Annotated in this window: 19 protein-coding genes; 9 read left to right on the top strand and 10 right to left on the bottom strand. The window is 72.6% G+C overall.

The genetic code is table 11. The annotated features are described in order from the left end of the window. The first annotated feature begins 1 nt into the window (after position 1). The 3 genes from IO39_RS12935 (at position 2) to IO39_RS58875 (ending at position 4093) form a co-directional block, all read left to right on the top strand. Entirely contained in the window at positions 2 to 274 is a 273-nt protein-coding gene (locus tag IO39_RS12935) for a WXG100 family type VII secretion target (protein ID WP_043620972.1), read from the top strand. A gap of 149 nt (positions 275 to 423) precedes the next feature. Beyond that, positions 424 to 1632 (top strand): S8 family serine peptidase, encoded by a 1209-nt coding sequence (locus tag IO39_RS12930; protein WP_084772757.1) that lies wholly within the window; start codon positions 424 to 426, stop codon positions 1630 to 1632. A gap of 184 nt (positions 1633 to 1816) precedes the next feature. Next, positions 1817 to 4093, top strand: a complete 2277-nt coding sequence (locus IO39_RS58875; RefSeq protein WP_169789060.1) for a serine/threonine protein kinase — start codon at positions 1817 to 1819, stop codon at positions 4091 to 4093. Positions 4094 to 4155: 62 nt separating this feature from the next. Here IO39_RS58875 and IO39_RS12920 read toward each other — a convergent pair whose 3' ends face one another. Genes IO39_RS12920 through IO39_RS12910 form a run of 3 tightly spaced genes read right to left on the bottom strand, consistent with a single transcriptional unit; the run spans position 4156 to position 9611 of the window. Continuing rightward, a complete protein-coding gene (locus tag IO39_RS12920) occupies positions 4156 to 5274 on the bottom strand; it encodes a transglycosylase SLT domain-containing protein (RefSeq protein WP_043620969.1) in 1119 nt (372 codons plus the stop codon). Next, positions 5271 to 5603 (bottom strand): hypothetical protein, encoded by a 333-nt coding sequence (locus IO39_RS12915; RefSeq protein WP_043620967.1) that lies wholly within the window; start codon positions 5601 to 5603, stop codon positions 5271 to 5273. Before IO39_RS12915 ends, IO39_RS12920 begins: the two co-directional genes overlap by 4 nt. A gap of 18 nt (positions 5604 to 5621) precedes the next feature. Then, entirely contained in the window at positions 5622 to 9611 is a 3990-nt protein-coding gene (locus IO39_RS12910; protein ID WP_043620965.1) for a type VII secretion protein EccC, read from the bottom strand. 101 nt (positions 9612 to 9712) lie between these two features. On the opposite strand from IO39_RS12910, the gene eccD reads away from it, so the two are divergent. After that, on the top strand, positions 9713 to 11266 hold the full coding sequence (gene eccD, locus IO39_RS12905; protein WP_245641940.1) for a type VII secretion integral membrane protein EccD: 1554 nt from the start codon (positions 9713 to 9715) through the stop codon (positions 11264 to 11266). Positions 11267 to 11375: 109 nt separating this feature from the next. On the opposite strand, the gene IO39_RS12900 is transcribed toward eccD, so the two are convergent. Continuing rightward, a complete protein-coding gene (locus IO39_RS12900) occupies positions 11376 to 11798 on the bottom strand; it encodes a YbaB/EbfC family nucleoid-associated protein (RefSeq protein ID WP_043620962.1) in 423 nt (140 codons plus the stop codon). Between the two features lie 123 nt (positions 11799 to 11921). Here IO39_RS12900 and IO39_RS12895 point away from each other — a divergent pair, with 123 nt between their 5' ends. Genes IO39_RS12895 through IO39_RS12885 form a run of 3 tightly spaced genes read left to right on the top strand, consistent with a single transcriptional unit; the run spans position 11922 to position 13689 of the window. Then, positions 11922 to 12248 carry a hypothetical protein gene (locus IO39_RS12895; RefSeq protein ID WP_157548264.1) on the top strand — a complete coding sequence of 109 codons (327 nt, stop codon included), beginning with the start codon at positions 11922 to 11924 and terminating at the stop codon, positions 12246 to 12248. Then, positions 12248 to 13201: a hypothetical protein gene (locus tag IO39_RS12890; RefSeq protein WP_043620956.1), complete on the top strand. Its 954-nt coding sequence runs from the start codon at positions 12248 to 12250 to the stop codon at positions 13199 to 13201. Before IO39_RS12895 ends, IO39_RS12890 begins: the two co-directional genes overlap by 1 nt. A 53-nt stretch (positions 13202 to 13254) precedes the next feature. Further along, positions 13255 to 13689 carry a YbaB/EbfC family nucleoid-associated protein gene (locus IO39_RS12885; protein ID WP_043620955.1) on the top strand — a complete coding sequence of 145 codons (435 nt, stop codon included), beginning with the start codon at positions 13255 to 13257 and terminating at the stop codon, positions 13687 to 13689. 194 nt (positions 13690 to 13883) lie between these two features. Here IO39_RS12885 and IO39_RS54315 read toward each other — a convergent pair whose 3' ends face one another. The 6 genes from IO39_RS54315 to IO39_RS12855 are packed head-to-tail and all read right to left on the bottom strand — an operon-like array spanning position 13884 to position 18335. Next, positions 13884 to 15332, bottom strand: coding sequence for a hypothetical protein (locus IO39_RS54315; protein WP_043620954.1), 1449 nt, complete (start codon positions 15330 to 15332; stop codon positions 13884 to 13886). A gap of 19 nt (positions 15333 to 15351) precedes the next feature. Beyond that, a complete protein-coding gene (locus IO39_RS12875; RefSeq protein ID WP_043620950.1) occupies positions 15352 to 15771 on the bottom strand; it encodes a hypothetical protein in 420 nt (139 codons plus the stop codon). Next, positions 15768 to 17237, bottom strand: a complete 1470-nt coding sequence (locus IO39_RS12870; protein WP_043620949.1) for a WXG100 family type VII secretion target — start codon at positions 17235 to 17237, stop codon at positions 15768 to 15770. Before IO39_RS12870 ends, IO39_RS12875 begins: the two co-directional genes overlap by 4 nt. After that, the gene (locus tag IO39_RS12865; protein WP_043620941.1) at positions 17237 to 17608 is read right to left on the bottom strand and encodes a hypothetical protein; all 372 of its coding nucleotides are present in this window, start codon (positions 17606 to 17608) and stop codon (positions 17237 to 17239) included. Before IO39_RS12865 ends, IO39_RS12870 begins: the two co-directional genes overlap by 1 nt. A 54-nt stretch (positions 17609 to 17662) precedes the next feature. Then, positions 17663 to 17974 (bottom strand): WXG100 family type VII secretion target, encoded by a 312-nt coding sequence (locus tag IO39_RS12860; protein ID WP_169789059.1) that lies wholly within the window; start codon positions 17972 to 17974, stop codon positions 17663 to 17665. 31 nt (positions 17975 to 18005) lie between these two features. Then, complete coding sequence (locus IO39_RS12855) at positions 18006 to 18335, bottom strand: WXG100 family type VII secretion target (RefSeq protein WP_043620930.1); 330 nt, start codon at positions 18333 to 18335, stop codon at positions 18006 to 18008. Positions 18336 to 18594: 259 nt separating this feature from the next. On the opposite strand from IO39_RS12855, the gene IO39_RS12850 reads away from it, so the two are divergent. Together IO39_RS12850 and IO39_RS12845 are read left to right on the top strand one after the other, a co-directional pair. Next, complete coding sequence (locus IO39_RS12850; RefSeq protein WP_043620927.1) at positions 18595 to 19740, top strand: WXG100 family type VII secretion target; 1146 nt, start codon at positions 18595 to 18597, stop codon at positions 19738 to 19740. 9 nt (positions 19741 to 19749) lie between these two features. Beyond that, positions 19750 to 20619, top strand: a complete 870-nt coding sequence (locus IO39_RS12845) for a hypothetical protein (protein ID WP_043620925.1) — start codon at positions 19750 to 19752, stop codon at positions 20617 to 20619. Positions 20620 to 20667: the final 48 nt, after the last annotated feature.

Raw genomic sequence — 20667 nt, 5'->3', positions numbered from 1 at the left:
CATGGGTCAGAGCATGCTCGGCGGAGACCCGCAGGAAATGCAGCAGATGTCCACCCAGTTCACGCAGCAGTCGGAGGCGGTCCGCACCACGATGACCGCGCTCGACCGCGAGGCCTCCAAGGTCGGCACCGCGTGGACGGGCCCCGGCGCGCAGCGTTTCCAGCAGGCGTGGCAGAACTACCGGACGGCGTTCCAGCGGATGACCGAGGAGCTGCAGGAGGCTTCGCGGGTCATCGGCCAGTACCGGCAGAACATCGAGTCCGCCACGAAATGAGCAACGGGAGAGGCCCTGGCCGAGGCGCCGGGGCTTCTTTCGTTCGGCTGCGTCCGGCATTCGTCCGGCGCCGGCGCCGGCGCCGGCGCCGGTAACCGGTAACCGGTAACCGGTAAGCCGGTTGATCGGGCAGGCTACGCTTTTCCGCCATGATTGGTCGCGCCCTCGTGGCGAGCGTGCTCGCCCTGCAGATCCCCCTGGCGCCCGCCGTCGTCCCCGCCTCCACCTCCGGCAGCTCCATCTCCGTCATTGGAGCCTCCGCGAGCGCCGGGACCTCCTCTTCCGATGCCGACTGCTCGCCCGAGCGCGGCACCATGCAGGTGGGCGAGTCGTGGGCGCAGAAGCGGATCGACCCCCGCCGCCTGTGGTCGTTGTCCACCGGCGCGGGCGTCAAGGTGGCGATCATCGACAGCGGCGTCGAGCTGGACCATCCGCAGATCCGCCTGGCGGGCAAGGCCGACCTCACCGGCACCGGCTACCGCGACTGCGTGGGCCACGGCACCGCCGTCGCGGGCATCATCGGCGCCCAGTACACCGAGGGCGTGCTGTTCTACGGGATGGCGCCGGCGGCGCGGCTGCTGTCGTACAAGCAGACGAAGTCGGAGCGGGACGGCGACCCCAAGCTGCTGATCGCCGCCATCAAGGCCGCCGCCGACCACGGGGCCTCGGTCATCAACGTGTCGATCTCGACCACCGACCAGCCCGCGCTCAAGGCGGCCGTGGACTACGCCCTGGCCAAGGACGCCGTGGTGGTGGCCGCGGCCGGCAACATCGACAAGGAGGACGGCACCTCCGTGCCCGCCTACCCGGGCAGCTACGAGGGCGTGCTGGCGGTCGGCTCGGTGGGGCCGAACGGGTCGCTGTCGGACTTCTCCAACCTCAAGACACCCGTCTCGGTGCTGGCCCCCGGCCAGGACGTCACCTCCACGTGGCCGGGCCGCTCCTACAACAGGGACCTCGACGGCACGAGCTACGGCACCCCGTACGTGTCCGGGCTGGCGGCGCTGATCAGGGCCCGCTTCCCGCACCTCGACCAGGCCCAGGTGCGCCGGCGCATCATCGCCACGGCCGACGGCGCCAGCGGCGACGGCAAGGGCGCCGGGATGATCAACCCCATGCTGGCCCTCAGCGCGGTGCTGCCCTTCGAGCCGGCCGACGCGCCCGTGGTCGCGCCCCCGCCGCCCGCCGCGCTGCCGCCCGGCACCGTGGCCAGGCCCGCGCCCGTGGACCGGGACGCGGTCAACCTGGCCCTGCTCGTCGCCGGGTGCGCGCTGGGGGTCGCGCTGCTGGTGGCCGTGGCGCGCGCGATGATCCCGATGGGCCGGCGCCGGGGATGGCGGCCGGGGCGGGCCGATTGATCGACTTCACTGGATCTGCAAGGAAAAGGCCGCGTGAATTGTCGGGTAAGCGGTGAAACGCCTGATGTTTGTGTGACAGATCTGATTGAATGTCGTTCGATCATGCTCTGTTGGTGAAAGGTTAGGCATGCACCCTTTGCGCCCTGGTGATCCAGAGCGGATCGGCGCCTATGGCATTGTCGGATTGCTGGGAGAGGGCCCGAGGGGAGAAGTCTTCCTCGGACGGGAGTCGGACGACGCGCCCCTGGTGGCCGTCAAACTGCTCCCCGCCGTGCCGGAGCCCGGTCCCGACGCGCTGACCGACCACCTCGGAGCCAAACGGGTCTCCAGCTCGTACGTGGCCAGGGTCCTCGACGCCGGGTTCCTCGACGACCGGCCGTACATCGTGCGCGAGCACGTCGAAGGCAAGAGCCTGGCCCAGACGGTGGCCGACGACGGGCCGCTGACCGGGGACGCGCTGGAGCGGGTCGCCGTCGGCATCCTGACCGCGCTGTCGGCCGTGCACCTCACGGGGCTGACGCACCGCTCGCTCACCCCGCACAACGTCATCCTCGCCGCCGAAGGGCCCAGGGTCACCGACGCCGCCGTCGGAGAGCCGGCCGGCGAGCCCGGCTACCAGGCTCCGGAACAGCTCGAAGGGCTGCAGTACGGCCCGTACGCCGACGTGTACGCCTGGGCCGCCACGGTCGTGTTCGCCGGGACCGGGCGGCCGCCGTTCGCCGACCGCGAGGCGGTGCTGAACGCCGAGCCCGAGGTCGGCATCGAGACCGAGCCCATGCGCAGGGTGCTGCTGTCGGCCCTGGCCAAGGAGGTCGGGCAGCGGCCGACCACGTACAGCGCGCTGATGCAGGTCCTCGGCGACGCGAACGGGCCCCGGCCGGCCGCGCCCCGGCCGGCCGCGATCGCCGCGGGCCCGATCGAGGGCGTCCCCGTCAAGGCCGTCCCCCACCAGCCGGACCCGGCCCGCCCCGAGCCCCCCAAGCCCACCCCGGCCACCGCCGGCCCGGCGCAGTCCGGGCCGAACGCCGCCGGTCCGGTTCACTCCGGGCCGAACCAGGCCGGCCCGGTTCCTGGTCCCGGGATGCAGGGACCGCCGCCGCCCGGGATGCCGGGGCCGGTGATCCAGGGGCCGCCGCCCGTGCCGGGTCTTCCGGTGCAGGGCGCTCCCATGCCGGGCCCGATCGTGCCCGGCCCGGGAATGCAGGGCCCCGGGGCGCAGGGTCCGGGAATGCAGGGTCCGGCGATGCAGGGCCCGCCCCAGCAGGGGCCGGTCGTACCGGGGCCGCAGGGGCCGCCGCCGATGCAGGGCATGGCCATGCCGCCCGCGCCGCAGCAGCCCGAGTCGGGCATGTGGGGCCCGCCGGAGCCCGAGCCGCACCCGCCGCACCACATCAGGCTGGAGGTGACCGCGGCGCCCGGCGGGGCCGCCCAGACGCCGCGCCGCGGCTTCCCGGTGGCGCTGATCGCCGCGCTGGCCGCCGTCACGCTCATCGCGGTGGTCGGCCTGTGGGGCGCCAACCGGTACGTCAAGCTGCAGCAGGTCAACCCCGCCGCCGCGGCGGCCGAGGACAACGCGATCGGCGTGCCGGTCCCGGCCAGCGCCTCGGTGACCCCGGTCCCGCAGGGCTCCAACCCGGTCGGGACCAACCCGCAGCAGGCGCAGCCCGAGCCCACGGTCCCGTGGGCCACCTCGGCCGCCCCGGACGACTCGGAGGTCGGCCCGCTGGTGCTGCCCACCGAGTGGGCGTCGAACTCGCCGGCCGTGCCCGAGCTGACCACGGCGCCCACCACCCCGGCCCCGCTCCCGTCGCAGCCGGTCGTGGTGCCGACCACGCCGCCACCGCCGCCCGCGACCACCGCGCAGCCGAGCCCGACCAGGAAGAAGAGCAAGCCCACGGCGACCGTCACCAAGACGGTGCCGCCGAGCAAGACGCCCACCCAGGAGCCGACCAAGGAGCCCACGAAGGAGCCCACCCAGGAGCCCACCAAGGAGCCGACGAAGGAGCCGAGCCGGGAGCCGGAGCCCACGCCGACCAGGACGACGGCCAAGCCCACGCCGACCAGGACGACGGCCAAGCCCACGCCCACCAGGACGACCGCCAAGCCGACGCCGTCGAAGACGTCCGCGGCGCCGGTCAGGAACCCGCACACGCCGACGTCGGTCTGCGGGCCGGGCTTCAGCGTCCAGCGGTCCAGCCCGTTCTCGGGCGGCGTGACGTACCAGCTCTGGAACAACAGCACCGGGCAGAACTGCGCCGTCACCATCAAGACCGCGGACGTCGGCAAGAGCACCCCGGTCGGCGTCACCCTGGACGTGCAGGGCGGCGGCAGCGCGTCGGACAACGGCAGCTTCGAGTACTACGCGGGGCCGGTCAAGCTGGCCGCGAAGGGCAAGTGCGTGAAGGTCTCCGGCTACGTCGGCTCGGGGCGCACCAGCACCGGCTACGCCAACTGCGGCTGACCCTTCTCCCGGGCCCGGACCAGCCGTCCGGGCCTGGCCCGTCGCCGGCGGGCGCGCGCTGGTCAGTAGCCTTCGTAATCGGCGCCGTTCTGGAGCTTGACGATGCCGGGCGCGTTCGACACCGACCCGTACTCCGAGATCGCCCACCGCACCCCGGCGATGATGTTGTGCACCGGGTTCCAGATGTCGTTGTACCCCTTCAGCGAGTACGCGTTGAAGGTCGGGTCGATGGTCTGCATCAGCCCCTTGGACGGCGTGCCCTTGGCGGCGTTGGAGTCCCAGTTGTTGATGGCGTGGGGGTTGCCGCTGGACTCGTGCTGGATGATCACCGCGATGTCATCGGGGTTCATCTTGGAGCGCGGCACGCCGTGCCGCTCCAGGATCTCGATGGCCTGCCTGATCCACGCCTGCACCTCTCCCGACGGCTTGACGGCCGGGGGCGGGCCGCTCGACCCGTACCCGCCGAAGCCGCCGCCACCACCGCCGCCGCCACCGCCACCGCCGTCGCCGATCTGGCGGCCGGTGCCGCCCTGGGTCTGCAGCGAGGTGCGGTCCCGCTCCTGGTAGGCGGGCTCCGGCTCCCAGCCGGTCGTCTTCCCCCGCTCCGGCGTGAACGTCTGGGTGGACACGTCGGGAATGCCGAGAAAGCTGAGCCCGCGCTCGCCCAGGAACCGGTTGATGTCCTCCTTGGCCTTGCGCACGGCCTCGGCCGCGGAGTTCACCCACGGCCGGGCGTCGGCCTTGGCCCGGGTGACCAGCTCGGCCAGCTTCGCGTCCACGTCCTCCTGCGTGGCGTCGGGATGCTCCCTGCGGTAGGTGGTCTCGTACGCGGCGGCGTTGGTGGCGAGGTCGCGGCAGATCGAGGCGATCTCGGCGTGCGACTCGCGCAGGGCGCCGGCCACCGTGCCGAGCGAGGAGGCGGCGCTGGACAGCGCGGACTTCAGGTCGCCCGCCGCGACCTGGTACTTGTTCATGTACGTGTCGAACTGGTCGGCCGCGCGCCCCTTCCAGGCGTCGTCCACGACCTGCACGGCCGCCGACAGGTCGCGGGCGAACTCGTCGACGTCGCCCGACACGGCGCGCCACGCGGTCGCCAGGGTGTCGATGGCGCCCGGGTCGCCCTTCACCTTCCGCAACATCTCGTCGAGCTCCGCGCCGCCCGGCAGGTGCCCGACGCTCATGAGGTGGCCCTGTGCGCCGCGCGGAGGTTCTCCTCCACGGTGTTCAGCGCGCGCTCGGTGTCGGCCAGCTTCCTGCGGGCCTGGTCCATCTCGCCGAGGATGGCGTCCCAGACGTCGTTCGCGGCCGTGGCCAGGCCCCCGGACTCGGCCAGGTCGCCGAACGTCTCGGCCTTGACCGGGGTCCGGTTGTTGCGTAGCTCCCCGGCGTCGTCGTAGGTGATCTCTCCCGGGTTGCGGTCCACCAGAGTGGCCAGGTAGTTGCCCGCGGCCGCGCCGATCGCCGTGCGGCACCTGTCCAGCGCCGAGTAGTGCGCCTCAAGATCTGCCATCGCGGTTCCCTCTCACGATCACTTCTGGCCCGGCTCGTCCGCGCCCAGGAACGCCGTCTGCATCAGGCGCGAGCCGTGCCGCCGGTCCACGAGCTGGCCGCGCCCCGGGGGGAGGGGCTGGGGCCGGATGTTGCCGAACAGCATGCCCTCGTCCTTGTTGCCGGACAGGAGCAGCGCCGGCGTGGCCATGTCCTTCATCCGCTGGATGACGGGGTCGAACATGGCCCGGCCCGCGCCGCCCATCTGGCGGGCGAGCACGAGGTGCAGGCCGATGTCGCGGGCCTGCGGCAGCAGCTCGACCAGGGGGAGCAGCGGGTTGGACGAGGTCGCGACGAGGTCGTAGTCGTCGACGACGACGTACAGGTCCGAGCCCGTCCACCAGCTGCGCTCCCGCAGTTGCTGCGGCGTCAGGTCGGCCGGGGGCAGGCGGTTGAGCAGGGCGCCCCTGGCGTCGTTGATCAGCTCGGCGGCGGCGGCGCTGGAGGCGGCGTAGCCGATGCGGTGCTCGGTCGCGGCGGAGTCGAGCAGCGCGCGCCGGTAGTCGATCACGATGAGCATGGCCTGGCTGGGCTGCTTCCTGGCCACGATGCCCTCGGAGATGAGGCGCAGCAGGTTGGACTTGCCACTCTCGTTCTCGCCGAGCACGATGAAGTGCGGGTCGGCGTCGAAGTCCAGCGCCACGGGGGCCAGCGCGGTCTCGTCGATGCCGATCGGGATCCGGTCGGGGTCGTCCGGCAGCGCGGCGGCGGGCAGCACGGCGGGCAGCAGCCTGACCGGCCGCGCCGGCGGGCCCTGCCAGGATTCGCGGACGGCCTGCACCAGCCCGCGCGCCCCGGTTGCCAGGTCCGCGGCGTTCTGCACGCCGTCGATCCTGGGCAGGGCGGACAGGAAGTGGAAGCCGTCCTTGGTCAGCCCGCGTCCCGGCGTGCCCTCGGGCACCCCGAGCGCCTTCTTCCTGCTGATCTCCGACTCGTACGCGTCGCCGAGCTTGAGCTCGATCTTGGTGCCGAGCAGGTCGCGGATGCTGGGCCGGAACTCTGACCACTTGTTGGACGCGGCCACGACGTGCACGCCGTAGCCGAGCCCGCGCGCGGCGATGTCGGTGATGACCGGCTCCAGCGAGTCGAACTCCTGCCGCAGCGTCAGCCAGCCGTCCACGACCAGGAACACGTCGCCCCAGCCGTCGCCCTCGATCGTGCCCTCCTCGCGCAGCCGACGGTAGGCCGCGATGGACTCGATGCCGTGCTCGCCGAAGCTCCGCTCGCGCTGCTCCAGGATGCCGCTGACCTCGGCCACGGTGCGGCGCACCCGGTCGCCGTCGAGGCGGGCGGCCACGCCGCCCACATGCGGCAGGCCCTCCAGCGAGGACAGCGAGCCGCCGCCGAAGTCGAGGCAGTAGAACTGCACCTCGCGCGGGTCGTGCAGCAGCGCCATGCTCGCCACCAGGGTGCGCAGCACGGTGCTCTTGCCGCTGCGCGTGCCGCCGGCCACGCCGACGTGCCCGCCGCCGGTGGACAGATCCAGCCAGAACGGGTCACGGCGCTGCTCGAAGGGCTTGTCGATGATGCCGACGACCGCCTGCAGCCGGCCCCGGCCCTGCCAGCCGGCCGTGGTGAGCCCGTGCTCGGGGGTGACCGACAGCGGCGGCAGCAGGTGGGCCAGGGTGGGCGGTTCGGCCAGCGGGGGCAGCCAGATGCGGTGCGCCGCGGGGCCGTGCCCGGCCAGCCGGCCGACCACCACGTCCAGCAGGCTGCGCTGGTTGCCGCCGGCCGGCTCGTCGTCCTCCGGCTCCTCGTCGGTGGCGACCGGGGTGGTGACCTCGGGGAGCGGCACGTGGGCGGGGCCGTACTCGACGACCTCGCGCACGGCGGCCGGGTCGCCCGGCACGGCGCCCTGGGCGGGGTCGTCGTGGTGGGCGCCCGAGACGTAGGCGGCCTTGAACCTGGTCATGCCGGTGGTGTCGAACTTCAGGTAGCCGTTGCCGGGGGCGGACGGCAGCTCGTACGCGTCCGCCACGCCCAGCACGACCCGGCTCTCCATGGCCGAGAACGTCCGCAGGCCGATCCGGTACGACAGGTGCGTGTCCAGCCCGCGCAGCCGCCCCTCCTCCAGCCGCTGCGAGGCGAGCAGCAGGTGCACGCCGAGCGAACGGCCCAGCCGGCCGATCATCACGAACAGGTCGACGAACTCCGGCTTGGCCGCCAGCAGCTCGCTGAACTCGTCCAGCACGATGAACAGCGTCGGCAGCGGGCGCAGGTCGGCGCCCTGCTCGCGGGCGCGCTCGTAGTCGCGCAGCGAGGCGTAGTTGCCGGCCGCGCGCAGCAGCTCCTGCCGCCGCACCATCTCGCCGTGCAGCGCGTCGTGCATGCGGTCGACCAGGGGGAGCTCGTCCTCCAGGTTGGTGATGACGGCGGAGACGTGGGTGAGCGTCTCCAGGCCGAGGAACGTGGCGCCGCCCTTGAAGTCGACGAGCACGAAGTTGAGGATCTCGGGGGAGTGCGTGATGGCCAGCCCGAGCACGAGGGTGCGCAGCAGCTCCGACTTGCCCGAGCCGGTCGCGCCGATCACCAGGCCGTGCGGGCCCATGCCGCCCTGCGCCGACTCCTTGATGTCCAGCTCGACCACCCGGCCGTCGGCGCCGAGGCCGATCGGCACGCGCAGCCGGTTGCGGCCGGCCCTGGGCTGCCAGGTGACCGCGGGCTGGAGCCGGGCCGCGTCGCCCACCCCGAGCAGGTCGGTCAGTGTGGTGTTGGCGCCGAGCACGTCCTGCGCCTCGCCGCCCGAGCCCACCGAGGCCCGCAGCGGCGCGAGCTGCCTGGCCAGGCCCTCGGCGCGCGGGTAGTCCAGCTTGTCGGGGTCGCCCAGCCGGGTGGCGGACCGCTTGCCCGCGTGGTCGATCTTGACCATGTGGAAGCCGTCCGGCTGCACCTCCAGGCGCAGCGTGCCGGCCTCCTCGACCGGCCCCGTCGAGTCCGACAGGTCGATGACGGTGACGCCCTGGATGGCGTCGGTGCCGAGCTGGGAGTCGTGCGGCACCTGCCCGCCGTCCACGATCACCACGTAGTACGGCAGCGCCTCGGCCGCCGAGCCAGGCCGGAACCTGGCCCGCTCCTTGAGCTCGTCGCCCACCAGGCCGTCCAGCCACGCCAGGTTCTCGGCCATCAGCCGCACCTGGCCGGCCGCGTCCATCTCCTCGGGGTGCAGCGCGTGCGGCAGCCACTTCACCCAGTCCCAGTGCGGCATCCACTCCTTGCCCGCGCACACGAGGATCCGCATGTCGTCGGGGGAGTGGAAGGTGACGAGCTGGGCGATCACGGCGCGCACCAGGGCGCGCGCGGCGCGGGGGTCGCCGCCGAGCCGGATGCGGGCGAAGGAGTTGAGCGCGACCGAGATGGGCAGCCCCGCGACGGTCGCGTGGGCCCGGACGAACCGGCGCAGCGCGCCGGCGGTCAGCGCGTCCAGGTCCTCGATGGGCTTGGAGTCCGGCGGGATGAGCTGGACGGCCAGCTTCTGCACGCCGGCGCCCAGGCGTACGGTGGCGAAGTCCTCGTCACGGGGGCGGCGCTCCCACAGGCGCGGGCCCATCGCCACCCACCAGAGCGTGTCGGGGGCAGGGCCGCTCCACTCCAGCGCCTCGCGCTGCTGGACGGCCGCCTTGCGGACCCGCTTGCGGATCTGGGACAGGTAGCGGAAGTAGTCGCGGCGCAGGCCGTTGAGCCGGTTCTTGCGCTCGCCCGCGTTGCGGCCGAACTGGCCGATGGTCATGCCCAGCATGGAGACCGCGAACAGGCCGCTGGCCACGTACATGATGGGGCTGGAGTTGCCGCCCGCGGTGAACATGAGCGCCATGGCGGCGCCGCCGGCGAGCATCGGGACGTACATGAGGACGCCCATGAGCCCGGCGGGCTGCACCTCCGGAATTTCCGGCGGCGATTCGAGGAGGATTTCCCCGCGCGGTGGTTTGGGGCTGGGACGGCGCTCGGGACGTCGTACGACAACAATGCTCACGGACCGGACAACCCTCCTGTCACCTGAAACACTTTCTTACCAGACCTACCGTCCCTATATGTTCGGCATGTCGGATTTTGCCAGCCGGACCTGGAGTGGCCGTGACCTCGCTCGCCCATCAGCCGATGCAGCCGATGCGTCCCACGCCGCCGGGAGCGATGCCGCCCGGTGCGGTGCCGCCGGGAGCCGTGCCACCGGGAGCCGTGCCACCGGGAGCCGTGCCGCCGGGGGCGCCGCCGCCCGGGATGCCGCACCCGCAGGCGCAGCCGGCGCCGCGCACGCCGCTGGCGCCGCTGTGCCACGTCACGATCGTCGCGCCGCGCCGCCGCGTGGACCTCGCGCTGCCCGCCGACATCCCGCTGCCCCACGTGCTGCCCGGGCTGCTGCGCGCGGTCGGCGAGGGCGGCGGCGACGCCGGCTCGCCCGGCTGGGTGCTGCAGCGGCTGGGCGGCGAGCCGTTCGACCTCGGCCAGACGCTCTCCTCCCTCGGCGTGCTCGACGGGGAGCTGCTGTACCTGCGCCCGCGCGAGGCCACGCTGCCGCCCGCCCTGTACGACGACGTGGCGGACGTGGTGGCCACCGGCGTGAAGGAGAGCAGCGGCACGTGGGAGTCCCGCCACACCAAGGCCATGGGCACCGGCGCGGCGGCCATCCTGCTCGCGCTCGGCGTCCCCGGGCTGGTGCTGTCGGGCAGCGCGCCGCTGGGCATCACCGTGGTCGCGGGCATCCTGGCCGTGCTGCTGGTCGGCGTGGGCGCGGCCCTGTCGCGGGCGGTGGGCGACTCCTCGGCGGGCGCGCTCGTCGGGTACGCCGCGCTGCCGTACGCCTTCGTCGCCGGCCTGTACGGCCTGGTCAGCGGCTCCACCCTGGCCGGGGTCGGCGCGCCGCACCTGCTGGCCGCGCTCACCTGCACGGCGCTGGTGGCCACGATCGGCGGCACGGTGATCGCCGACGGCGTGGCGGGCTTCCTCGGCACGGCCATCGCCACGGTGGTGGGCGCGATGGCGGCGGCCGTGGTCATGGTGTTCGGCGTGCCCGCCGCGGGCACGGCCGCCATGGCGGTCACCATCCTCATCTCCCTCAGCCCGCTGATCCCCTCGTTGTCCTTCAAGATCGCCCGGGTGCCGCTGCCGACCCTGCCCACCAGCGCCGAGGAGCTGCGCGCCGACAACCAGCGGCTGGACAGCGAGGGCGTGCTCGCCCGCACCGCCCAGGCCCGCAGGTACGCCACCGGCATGGTCACCGGGGTGGCCATGACCGCGATCGCCGCCCTGGTCTACCTGGTCACCACGCCGGGCTGGATGGCGCTGGCCATGGCCGTGGTGCTCTCCCTGGTGATGCTGCTGCGCGCCCGGGTCTTCCACGGCGTCGGGCAGCGGCTCTGGCTGCTCGGCACCGGGCTGGCGGGCCTGGTCGCGGTGGCCGTCGAGCTCAGCGTGGGCGCGGGCACCGTGGCCGCCGCCGCGGTCGCCATGGGCCTGCTCTGGCTGGCCATGCTGGTCGTCGGGCTGGGCCTGTGGCTGCCGTCCGGGCGGTTGTCGCCGTTCTGGGGCCGGGCCGGCGAGATCGTGGACGTGATCCTGCTCATCGCGCTGTTCCCGCTGGCGCTGGGCGTGCTCGACGTCTACATCTGGATCCGCGGCCTGGCCGGCTGACCCGCCCGAGCGGCCCGGGAGGCAGCCACAGGCCCGGCGTCCGCCAGGCGTCCGGCCGCCACCAGGCCCGGCGTCCGCCAGGCGTCCGGCCGGCGCCGGAGCCCGGGGCTCAGTAGTCGTCGCGGGGGTCGCGCTCGCTCAGCCGGCGCAGCCGGTCGTTGCGCTCGATCGTCTCCGCGCCGAACAGCTCCCGGAACTCCGCGAACTGCCGCTGCACGTCCTCCAGCGCGGGCGGCGTGGCCCCGGCCGCGCCCAGCAGCTCGCGGGCCTGCCGGTCCTGGTCCTCCTGGGCCCCCCGTACGGCCTGCACGACCTCCTCCGCCAGGGCGGCGACGTCCAGGCGGAGCACGCGCGGCGCGAAGGTGACGCTCTGGAGCCGGCCGTCGGCGTCCACCACCGCCCTGGTCAGGCCGCTGCGGCTCTCGCCCTTGCCGATGACGTGCCGCAGCTCCGCCGAGGCGTCGGCGAGGCGGAGCAGTTCGCGCTCGTTCTCCTTCAGCAGGTTGTCGACGTCGTGCTCGCTGAATTCCATGAGGTGCAGGCCACCGGGAGCCGGTTAACCGGAGGGGATCGGGGGCTGTCGATTCGCTGAACCCGCTGTGAAGATCACGGCAATTCGCCCTTTCTTCGCTAAAGGTGCACAACAATCGCGTTTGTGTCGAATAATCAGGCAGCTCCGGGCCAGGAGATCTACGTCACGTCGTCCACCATCGCCCACACCCGCTCGCGGATGGACGAGGAACTGCTGCCGGCCATGACGGACATCCACGGGTTCCAGCCTTTGACGGCCGTGGACGGGCTCGGCTTCGGCGTGATCGGCGGCCTCGCGATCGCCCCCGCGTACGAGGAGTTCCGCCGCTGGCTCGACACCACGTTCAGCGACGCCGAGGAGGCCGTGCGGAGCTGCTCGGCCACCCTCGACCGCTGCCGGCGCAACTGGCGGGCCGCGGAGGAGGCGAGCATCGTGAGGTACCGGGGCTGATGGGCACCCCCGGCCCGAGGGCCCGCGCCAGGACCACACCGAACCGGCCGGTGCCGGGCAATCCGGCCCCGCCGCAGGCGGTCTCCGCCTGGCGCAATTCGTACCTGCCCTCGCTCGGCGACAAGGCGCTCGACGTGCTCAAGAGGGCCGGGAAGCTGGCCGCGGGGCTGTCGCCGGCGATCGCCGTCGCGGGCGGGATGCTCGCCAACGAGCCCGGCATGGCCTCGGCCGCCAGCGTCCTGGACAGCGGCATGTCCTCGCGCCTCGACGACGGCATCAAGCAGCTCCTCCCGCAGTTGCTGAACGCGGCGCGCGAGGGCTGGATCGCCATGGACCGCGACGAGTTCGAGCGCTGGATCTGGCAGTTCCACCGGGAGATCGGCGCGCTGCGCAACGTCATCTCCAAGGGCGGCGGCATGCTGGACGAGGTGGCGGCGTCGTACCGGAGCTTCTGGACGTGGGTCCTGCGCATGGGGTTCGCCGCGCTCGGCCTGATCGTCGTCGCCAAGGGGCTGCAACGGGTGCCCAACACCTCGGTGTGGGGGCTGCTGCTGGAGCGGTACATCACCGCCGAGGTGAACATCGCCACGCTCTTCCTCGCCACCTCGGTCGCCACCACCCTGAAGGAGGGGGGTGACGTGCTGTCGACGATGGTGAAGAAGCACCACCAGTTCGGCTACATCACCCCGGGCGGCGACGCCGCGATCGACTTCAAGTCGGTCACCATCGACGCCGACGCGTTCCCCTCCTACGCCGAGCCCAACCCGGGCACCGGCCTGCCGCCCGGCTACCAGGGCTTCGACTGGATCGCGATGAAGCGGACGATCACCCCCGCCGACCCGGGCCCGGGCTCCGGCTCCCCTTCGGGCCCCGGCGCCGGCACCGGCCCCGGTTCCGGCCCTGGCTACGGTTCGGGCGCCGCTCGTGGGGCCGGTCCCGGGGCCGGGCCCTGAGGATAGGGTTTGAGGCCCAGGAGCTTCCGGGCGTTATGTGAGGTGTGTGGGAGATGGAGCGGGAGTTCGGCGCGCTGGACTTCGACAGGATTCTGCGCAACGCCGACGCGCAGATGGCACGGGTCGGCGAGGTGCGGGCCTCCCTGGTCACGATGGTCGGCCGGGCGCAGGACGAGGACGGGCTCGTCACGGTGGAGTTCGGCAACGGCGGGCTCAAGGACCTCACCCTGCACCCGAAGGCCATGCGCCTGACCTCGGGCGAGCTCGCCGAGCGCATCAAGCTCGTCTTCGACGAGGCCGTGGCCGACCTGCAGCGGCAGATGAGCGGGATCATGGAGGAGACGTTCGGCGCGGAGAATCCGCTGCGGTTCGGCGCCGACCCCGAGGGCGCGATGGAGCAGGTCCGCGAGACGCAGGCGGCCTACGACCGCACCTACGAGGACCTCATGGGCCAGCTCGACCGTATCCGGCAGCGTCTGGAGGGCTGACCCGCCCCGGCCGCGAGAGGCCGGCCCCTCCCACGAGCTGAGAGGCCGGCCCTCCGATGAAGAGAGGCCGGCCCTCCGATGAAGAGAGGCCGGCCCTCCTGCGAGCTTCGGCCGACGAGCTCCGGCCGGAGCCCCCGACGAGCTTCGGCCGGAGGCCCTACCGGAGCTTCGGCCGGGTGATATCCCGGGGCGTTTCAGCCGAGCTTGTCCGGCCCCGTGACGATGGACACGGACCACATGTCGCGCTCGGAGTCGTAGTACTCCCGGGTGTGCTCGTCGCTCTCGCCGGACAGCGGCGCGGCCCCGCCGGGCGGGTAGGCCATGAAGCCGGAGCCCGTGCCGGTCACCCCGCCGCCCCTGAGCACCGCCGGGGTGGCCGCCGCCGCCGGGCTGTTCGTGCCGTACCACATGCCGCCGTTCGGCTGGTTGCCGTACGGCGTGCCGGTGACGGGGTTCGTGAGCGTCGGGGGCGGAGTCGTGGTGGTGGCCGGGTTCCAGGCGTTCGGGTTCGTGCTCGTGCCGGGGTTCGCCGAGGTGCCGGGGCCGGGCGCAGGGGTGTTCTCCGCGAGCTGGGTGCGGTCGTCGCCGATGACCGCGGGCACGTCCTGCGGCTGGTCTCCGGCGTCCTGGTCCTGGCCGGCCGGCTGCTCCTGCGAGGAGTCGCCGGGCTGCCGGGGCGCGGACGGGTCCTGCGGGTCCGTGCTGCCGGGCTGGTCCTGGTCCTGGCCGGGGGTGGTCCCGTCCGGGTCCTGCGGCTGGACGGGCCGCTGCGACGGGTCGGTCCCGCCGTCCGCGCCGCTGCCACCACTGTTCCCGGCGCCGCTCCCGGCGCCGCCCGTGCCGCCGGCCCCGCCGGAGCCACTGCCCGAGCCGCCCGGGCCCGTGCCGCCGGCCCCGCTGCCGCCGCCGTTCCAGTACGTGGTCTCGCCGCCTCCCGACCGGCTGCCGCTGCCGACGTCGACCGCGCCCTGCTGCTGCAGGCTCACGTCCATCACGGTGATGTCCGGCAGCCGGAAGGCGAGGCCCTCGGCCATGCTGGAGTTCAGCCGGGCGATCTCCTCGTTCAGGCTCTTCAGGTGCCGTCTGGCCGCCTCGTCGGGGGTGAAGATCGGCTCGTTCGAGGGACCGCCGGTCATGCCGCCCCCGTCGCCTTCGAGCACCGGCGGCGGGGTGTAGCCCGGCTGCCCGGTCCCGAAGCCCGATCCGCCGTTGGCGCCGTAGTTGCCGCCGTTGTGCGTCATGCCGCCGCCGGCGTTCTCCAGGATGGTGTCGGCGGGCATGGTGGCGCGGTACTGCCTGACCTGCTGGGCGTACTGCTCCATGGGCGCGCCGGTGTCGTGCATGGCGGCGCCCAGGGCGCCGGCGCTGGCGTACAGCAGGCGCAGGCTCTCCAGGGCGGTGGTGGCGCCCTCGCCGCGCCACACGCTCGACAGCTCCTCGGCGGCCCGCATGAGGGCGCCCTGGACGCCGTCCTCACCGCGGATCAGCTTGGCCGCGTTGACGAAGCTCTTGCCCGCGGACTCGATCCGGTCCGGGTCGGCCTCGTTCAGCCAGCTGACGACCTGGTCTCGCGTCGTCCCCTCGCCGGGGTCGTTCTCGCCGAGGTAGTCGAAGATCCTGATCGGCTCCCAATGGTCGGCCATCGCTCAACCCCGCCGCTTCTCACACACTGCTGTCCCGATGGAATGTCTCATAGTTGGTGATCGCCTTCTCCACGGCGTCCGCCCACTTCTCGGCGTACTCCAGGAGCTGGCCGTAACTGCCGCCGAACACCTCGCCGGCGTGCGAGATGTTGTATCCGAAGCCGCTGGCGACCTCCCACTTCCCGGCCGCCTCCGGGGCGAGGTTGCCCAGCCCGGACACCTCGCCCACGGTCCCGGGGCCGCTCCACGTGGCGCTCATCGAGGCGGGCGCGCTGCCGCGCAGCGACTCCAGCGCCGTGCGCAGCCGCCCGACGACCCGCCTGAGCTCGGTGTGGTCCACGTACGGTCCGCGGCCGTCGTCGTCGCCGAGCCCGGGGAAGTCCCTGGGCAGCTCCAGGCCGGGGGGTGCGCTTGCGCCGTTGTCCGCGGGACGGCTCATGCCTTGCCTTTCGACTCACCGGTGATGTAGGCGTTCGTGGTGGGCACGTCGCTCGTGAAGTACGAGTCGTCCTCCCAGAGCCACGTCGTCCTGGTCGTCTCCGACTCCTCCTCCTTGCCCGCGGCCGTCCTGGCGCCGGTGGGAGGGATCATCGGGATCATCGGGAACCGGTTGCCCGAGCCGCGCCCGCCCGCGCCGGCGGCGGCGCTGCCGGGGCCGCCCCCCGGGTACGCGGCGCCGTACGGGCTGCCGATCCCCGTGGCGCTCTGGTTGCCCGGCGACGCGTTGCCCGCGCCCGGGTTGCCGAAGGCCGGGCCGTTGTGGGCGGGATTGCCGAACGCCGGGTTGCCCCCGGCCGGGTTGGCCAGGGCGGTCGGGTCGGGCAGGCCCGCCAGGGAGGTCGCGGGCGCGTCCGGGCCCGTGCCGGGAGCGCCGGGGACGCCGGGGAGGTTCGCGCCGTCGGGGCCCTGGCCGCCGGGCAGGCTCCCGTCGGTGCCACCGGCTCCGCCGGCCCCGCCCGTCCCGTCCGCGTTCACGCCGGGGAACGAGCCGGGACCCGAGCCGCCGGGCAGCGCGCTCCCCGGGAAGGCGCCCCCGTCGCCCACGCCGGGAATCCGGTGCAGGCTCGGATCCGTCAGGCCGTCCTGGCCCGTCGGATAGCCCAGGCCGTCGAGGCCGGGGTCGAAGGACTGGTTGAGGCCGGCCGGCGTCGTGCCGTCGAACCCGGGCCCGGTGCGCGGCATCTCCGGAAGCCTCGGGTCGAGCTGGCCGAACTGCGGGATGTCCGTCCTCAGCTCCGCCGGGAACGCCTGGTTGTTCTGATGGGTGGCCTGCGTGAGCAGCTTGATGTGCTCCTTGGCGGCCTTCCTGTCCTTCTCCTCCTTGGAGTCGCCGACGAGGTTGCCGAAGGGCCCGTCGGTGAACAGGGCGGTCACGCCGCCGGCCAGCGTGCCCACCACGGCGCCGATCACCATGCCGGGCGGGCCGCCGATCGAGCCGCCGATGGTCCCGACCGCGCCGCCCTGGAAGGCGCCTTCGAGGACGGAGACGTCCCGGTCCGCGGAGGCGGGCAGGTTCTTCCCGCTGAACACCGACAGGGTGTGCGCCTGGAGGAGCAGCGCGGGGGCGACCCCGGACGGGTTGGCCGGGCACTGCTCGGCGTCGGGAGGCTGGTTGCTGATCGTGGTCGACACGTCGGCGGCGGCGCCGCGCAGCCGGCGCAGCGCGGCCTTGACCGTCTTGGAGTCGTTGCCCGTCGTCCAGTGCTCGTCCAGCGCCCGCAGGTGCCGGTCGAGCACCTGGACCAGGTTGTCCAGGCGGCGCTTGGCGGTCAGGAGCTCCGAGGCGGCCTCGCGCAGCAGCTCGGGCTTGTTCTTGGCCAGGTTCTCGCGCAGGAGGTCGAGGTCGGCGTACTCGACCTCGCTGGTGTCGATCTCCTGGCGGATCGGCTGCTGGTAGTCGGCCATCAGACCTGCACCGACTGGGAGTGGCCCTCGCTGTCGAGCTCGACGCCGTCGTAGTTGCGCAGCGCCTGCTCCAGCAGCTCGATGACGGACTGCACCTGCGTGACGATGTTCGTGTACGACCCGGTGACGGCGGTGATCGCCTGGTGCGCGCTCGTCTGGAACCCCGCGGCGGCCGGCCAGTAGCCGGTCATGGCGTCGTAGTCACTGCGCAACTGCACCACCGGCGAGCCCTGCGCGAAAACGGGTCTGGCGTCGCCGCCGTCGCCGCCGGTCGCGCTGTCGGGACTCAGCAGCGCGAGGGCCTCTTCCAGGTCCGTCCTGGCGGCCCTGATCGCCCGCCTGCTGAGGTTGACTCCACCCTCGTCGCCCATGATCCCCCTTCGCTCTCAGGGCCCCACCGGTATCAACCGTGTCCGAACTCGCTCCTACTTCGGGTTCAGCATGATCGAGTTGATCCGGTCGACCTCCCTCATGTTCATCTGCGTGATGTTGATGTTCGTCTTCAGCTCGTGGATGACGGTCGACATGTGACCCGCCTCGCGCTGCCAGATCGCGCGGACCTCGTCGAAGACCTTCTTGGCGTCGCCCTCCCAGAGCGCGGCCTTGGCCAGGAGCTGCTGCTCCAGGGTTTCGAGCGTCTCGATCATCTCGTTGAAGGCCTTCTGGAAGTCGGCCTCGCCGGCGTCCAGACCGCTGTAGTTGAGCTTGGTGATGTCGAACATGTCTTCTGCGGGCATCATGGCCTCCTGTCGTGAGTGGGGCGAAGTGTCAGCGGGCGGGCGGCATGGCGTTGATCAGCGCGTCGATCTTGTTGACCGCCTGCACGCGCTCCTCGTTGAACGCCGCGTAGTTCCTGTTGCTCCCGCCGATGTTCTCGGCCAGCGTCTGAAGGCTGGTGAGGACCACGTCGAACCGCTGGTGCCACAGCTTGTGCACGCGGTCGAAGGCGTGCTCGGACTGGCCGACCCAGCTCGCCTTCAGGGTCACGCCCGCGGTGTCGAGGTTGCGCTGGATGGTGCGCAGCTTCGTCGCGGCCTCCTCGATGTGGTTGACCGCTGCGATGAGATCGGACTGACTTACTTGTGCCTGCTCTGCCACAGGTGCTCCCTCCCTTGGTGGCCGGCTGACCCAGCCGACACGTCATGTCAGGCTATTTGGTCACATTAGTGAACATCTGTCCCTAGCGTCGCACGTGATCGAGTTAATTTTCCATAGCACTGGGGCGGATCGGAGGTGTATCTCGGTATACGGGCAAGTTTGGGCTCCTGGTGGGAGTTGGGCCTGCCGTCCGAATGTCGGCTGTACGACGCCGGGAGGGCTGGCGTAACTTATGGGACGTACGTGACAAGGGGGGCGCGTGTCCAACTCATCCACGTCCGGCAGTGATCCCTTCGCCAGCGCCTTCGGCAACGCCGGCAGTGCGTTCGATCCCCGGACCAGAGATCCCGAGTTCAAGATGAGGCACTCCAGCGTCAGGACGCTGGGCACGAACGTCAGCGGCTACGGGGAGGGCCTGGAGCAGCTCAGCGGCCAGACCCGGGCCATCGACCTGCACACGCTGACCTTCGGCGTCATCGGCGGCGGGCTCAACGTGGCCCACCGCAACGCGCGCGACAGCGCGGCCGATGCTCTGCGGCAGGCCAGGGACGTGCTGGACTCGTGGCGGCAGACGCTCAAGGCCGCCGCCGACAACACCGAGGCGGCCGAGGAGGCCAGCAAGACCAAGGGCGGCGGCCCCGACATGCCGCAGATCAAGAATCCCGGGGGCGGGCTGGGCGGCCTCCCGTCCGGCGCCGGGCTGGGCGACCTGCCCAAGAACGGCGGCCTGGGAGACCTCGGCAAGGGGATCAAGCCGGCCGGCCTGGACCCGAACGAGTTCAAGCCGGACGACCTGCGCCCCGATGACCTGAACCCGAATGATCTGGACCCCAACGGTCTGGACCCCAACGGTCTGGACCCCAACGACCTGGATCGGAACGGGGTGAACCCCGACGACCTGGACCTCGATCGGCCGGACCCCGGCGACCTGAACCGGCCGGACCTGACCAACCCGGATCTGCAGACCCCCGACCTGCGGCAGCCCGGCCTCGACACCCCCGAGGTGCCCCGGCCGGACCTGAGCGGCCTCGACAAGCCCACCGGCACCGACCTGGCCGGCCTCAACCCCAACCTGCCCAACCCGGCCGCCCCTCAGGTCCGCACCCCCGAGACCCCGGCGTTCGACCCGCGGCTCGCCACGCCGCGCACGGCGGTCGGCCCTCCCGACGGCGGCTTCGGCAGCCCGAGCTCCGCACCCGCGGCCTCGGGCCCCGTCTCGCCCGGCAGCATCGCCAAGGCGCTGAACACGGGGGTCCCGCCGATGTATCCGCCGATGGGCATGGGCGCCACCCCCAACCAGGACGGCAAGGACCGCGACCGGGGCGCGCACGCCGGCGAGGACGAGAGCGTCTGGGGGCTGGACGAGGAGGCTTGGTCCGGGACGATCGGCAAGGAAGAGGTGTAGGCGGGCGACATGGCAGGCTACGAGAACTCCATGGCACTCTTCACCGGCGCGCTGGGGACGGCGACCGTGGCGGCCATGGCCATGCCGTACGCGTGGCCGATCGTCGGGCTCATGTCGATGGTGAACGGCGACCCGGCCGAGCAGGACCGCGGGTCCGACCAGTGGCTCAACCCCAACTCGGTCAACACCTGGCCGGCGTCGAACTCGTCCGGATCGCCGCTCCTGCGCCAGACGGCGCAGCAGGAGTGGCGTCCGCCGATGCCGGCCAACCCGACGCCGGAAGGCGGCCAGAGCGACATCGCCTTCCTGCGCGCCGAGCTGAAGCGCCTGACCAAGGAGATCGGCGAGTCCGGCGACTGGGCGGGCGAGATGTACACGGCGTGGATCGAGAAGGTCAACGTGCTCGACGGGCACCTGGCCAAGCTCGACGACAACAGGATCGCCTGCGGTGAGACGCTCAACTGCTCGGCCCAGGCCTACCACGCGGTCCTGATGTTCTGGGTCGGGATGGCGGGGGTGCTGGGCGCGTGCGCGGCCTTCGTGACGGCGGCGCGGATCTCCGTCGTGGGCGCGGCGTCCGGCGAGGCGGCCGCGATGCGCGCCGTGCTCTCCCTCCACCAGAGGGCGACCGCGGTGTTCCAGCAACACTGGAAGCTGGTGCTGAAGGTCTCCCTGCTCCTGAACACGGCGGGCATCGCCTACAACCAGTTCGCCCAGGACCTCCCCGGCATCCAGGCGGTGCCGACGGCCAAGCCGAACCTCGTCGAGGCCAGGACGGCGTGGGACCCGCTGCAGATGACCATCGGGGAGGATCAGCAGGCCGCGCTCGAGTCCGGTGCGCTCGAGAAGCCGTCGTTCCTGCCGGAGTTCGGCTGGTGACCCGCCGGCGCCCGCGGCGGGTCCGGGGTGACCCGGGGGCGCTTGCGT

Source organism: Nonomuraea candida (assembly GCF_000725485.1).
GTDB classification, from domain to species: Bacteria; Actinomycetota; Actinomycetes; order Streptosporangiales; family Streptosporangiaceae; genus Nonomuraea; species Nonomuraea candida.
The sequence above is the reverse complement of the archived record's forward strand: the minus strand, read 5'-3'. Positions and strand labels throughout refer to the sequence as shown.

What these genes read in the sequence shown, in the direction of transcription:
- IO39_RS12935 (WP_043620972.1), top strand. Translation starts at nt 2, where the DNA reads ATGGGTCAGAGCATGCTCGGCGGAGACCCGCAGGAAATGCAGCAGATG.
- IO39_RS12930 (WP_084772757.1), top strand. Translation starts at nt 424, where the DNA reads ATGATTGGTCGCGCCCTCGTGGCGAGCGTGCTCGCCCTGCAGATCCCC.
- IO39_RS12920 (WP_043620969.1), bottom strand. Translation starts at nt 5,274, where the DNA reads ATGAGCGTCGGGCACCTGCCGGGCGGCGCGGAGCTCGACGAGATGTTG.
- IO39_RS12915 (WP_043620967.1), bottom strand. Translation starts at nt 5,603, where the DNA reads ATGGCAGATCTTGAGGCGCACTACTCGGCGCTGGACAGGTGCCGCACG.
- IO39_RS12900 (WP_043620962.1), bottom strand. Translation starts at nt 11,798, where the DNA reads ATGGAATTCAGCGAGCACGACGTCGACAACCTGCTGAAGGAGAACGAG.
- IO39_RS12890 (WP_043620956.1), top strand. Translation starts at nt 12,248, where the DNA reads ATGGGCACCCCCGGCCCGAGGGCCCGCGCCAGGACCACACCGAACCGG.
- IO39_RS12885 (WP_043620955.1), top strand. Translation starts at nt 13,255, where the DNA reads ATGGAGCGGGAGTTCGGCGCGCTGGACTTCGACAGGATTCTGCGCAAC.
- IO39_RS54315 (WP_043620954.1), bottom strand. Translation starts at nt 15,332, where the DNA reads ATGGCCGACCATTGGGAGCCGATCAGGATCTTCGACTACCTCGGCGAG.
- IO39_RS12875 (WP_043620950.1), bottom strand. Translation starts at nt 15,771, where the DNA reads ATGAGCCGTCCCGCGGACAACGGCGCAAGCGCACCCCCCGGCCTGGAG.
- IO39_RS12870 (WP_043620949.1), bottom strand. Translation starts at nt 17,237, where the DNA reads ATGGCCGACTACCAGCAGCCGATCCGCCAGGAGATCGACACCAGCGAG.
- IO39_RS12865 (WP_043620941.1), bottom strand. Translation starts at nt 17,608, where the DNA reads ATGGGCGACGAGGGTGGAGTCAACCTCAGCAGGCGGGCGATCAGGGCC.
- IO39_RS12860 (WP_169789059.1), bottom strand. Translation starts at nt 17,974, where the DNA reads ATGCCCGCAGAAGACATGTTCGACATCACCAAGCTCAACTACAGCGGT.
- IO39_RS12845 (WP_043620925.1), top strand. Translation starts at nt 19,750, where the DNA reads ATGGCAGGCTACGAGAACTCCATGGCACTCTTCACCGGCGCGCTGGGG.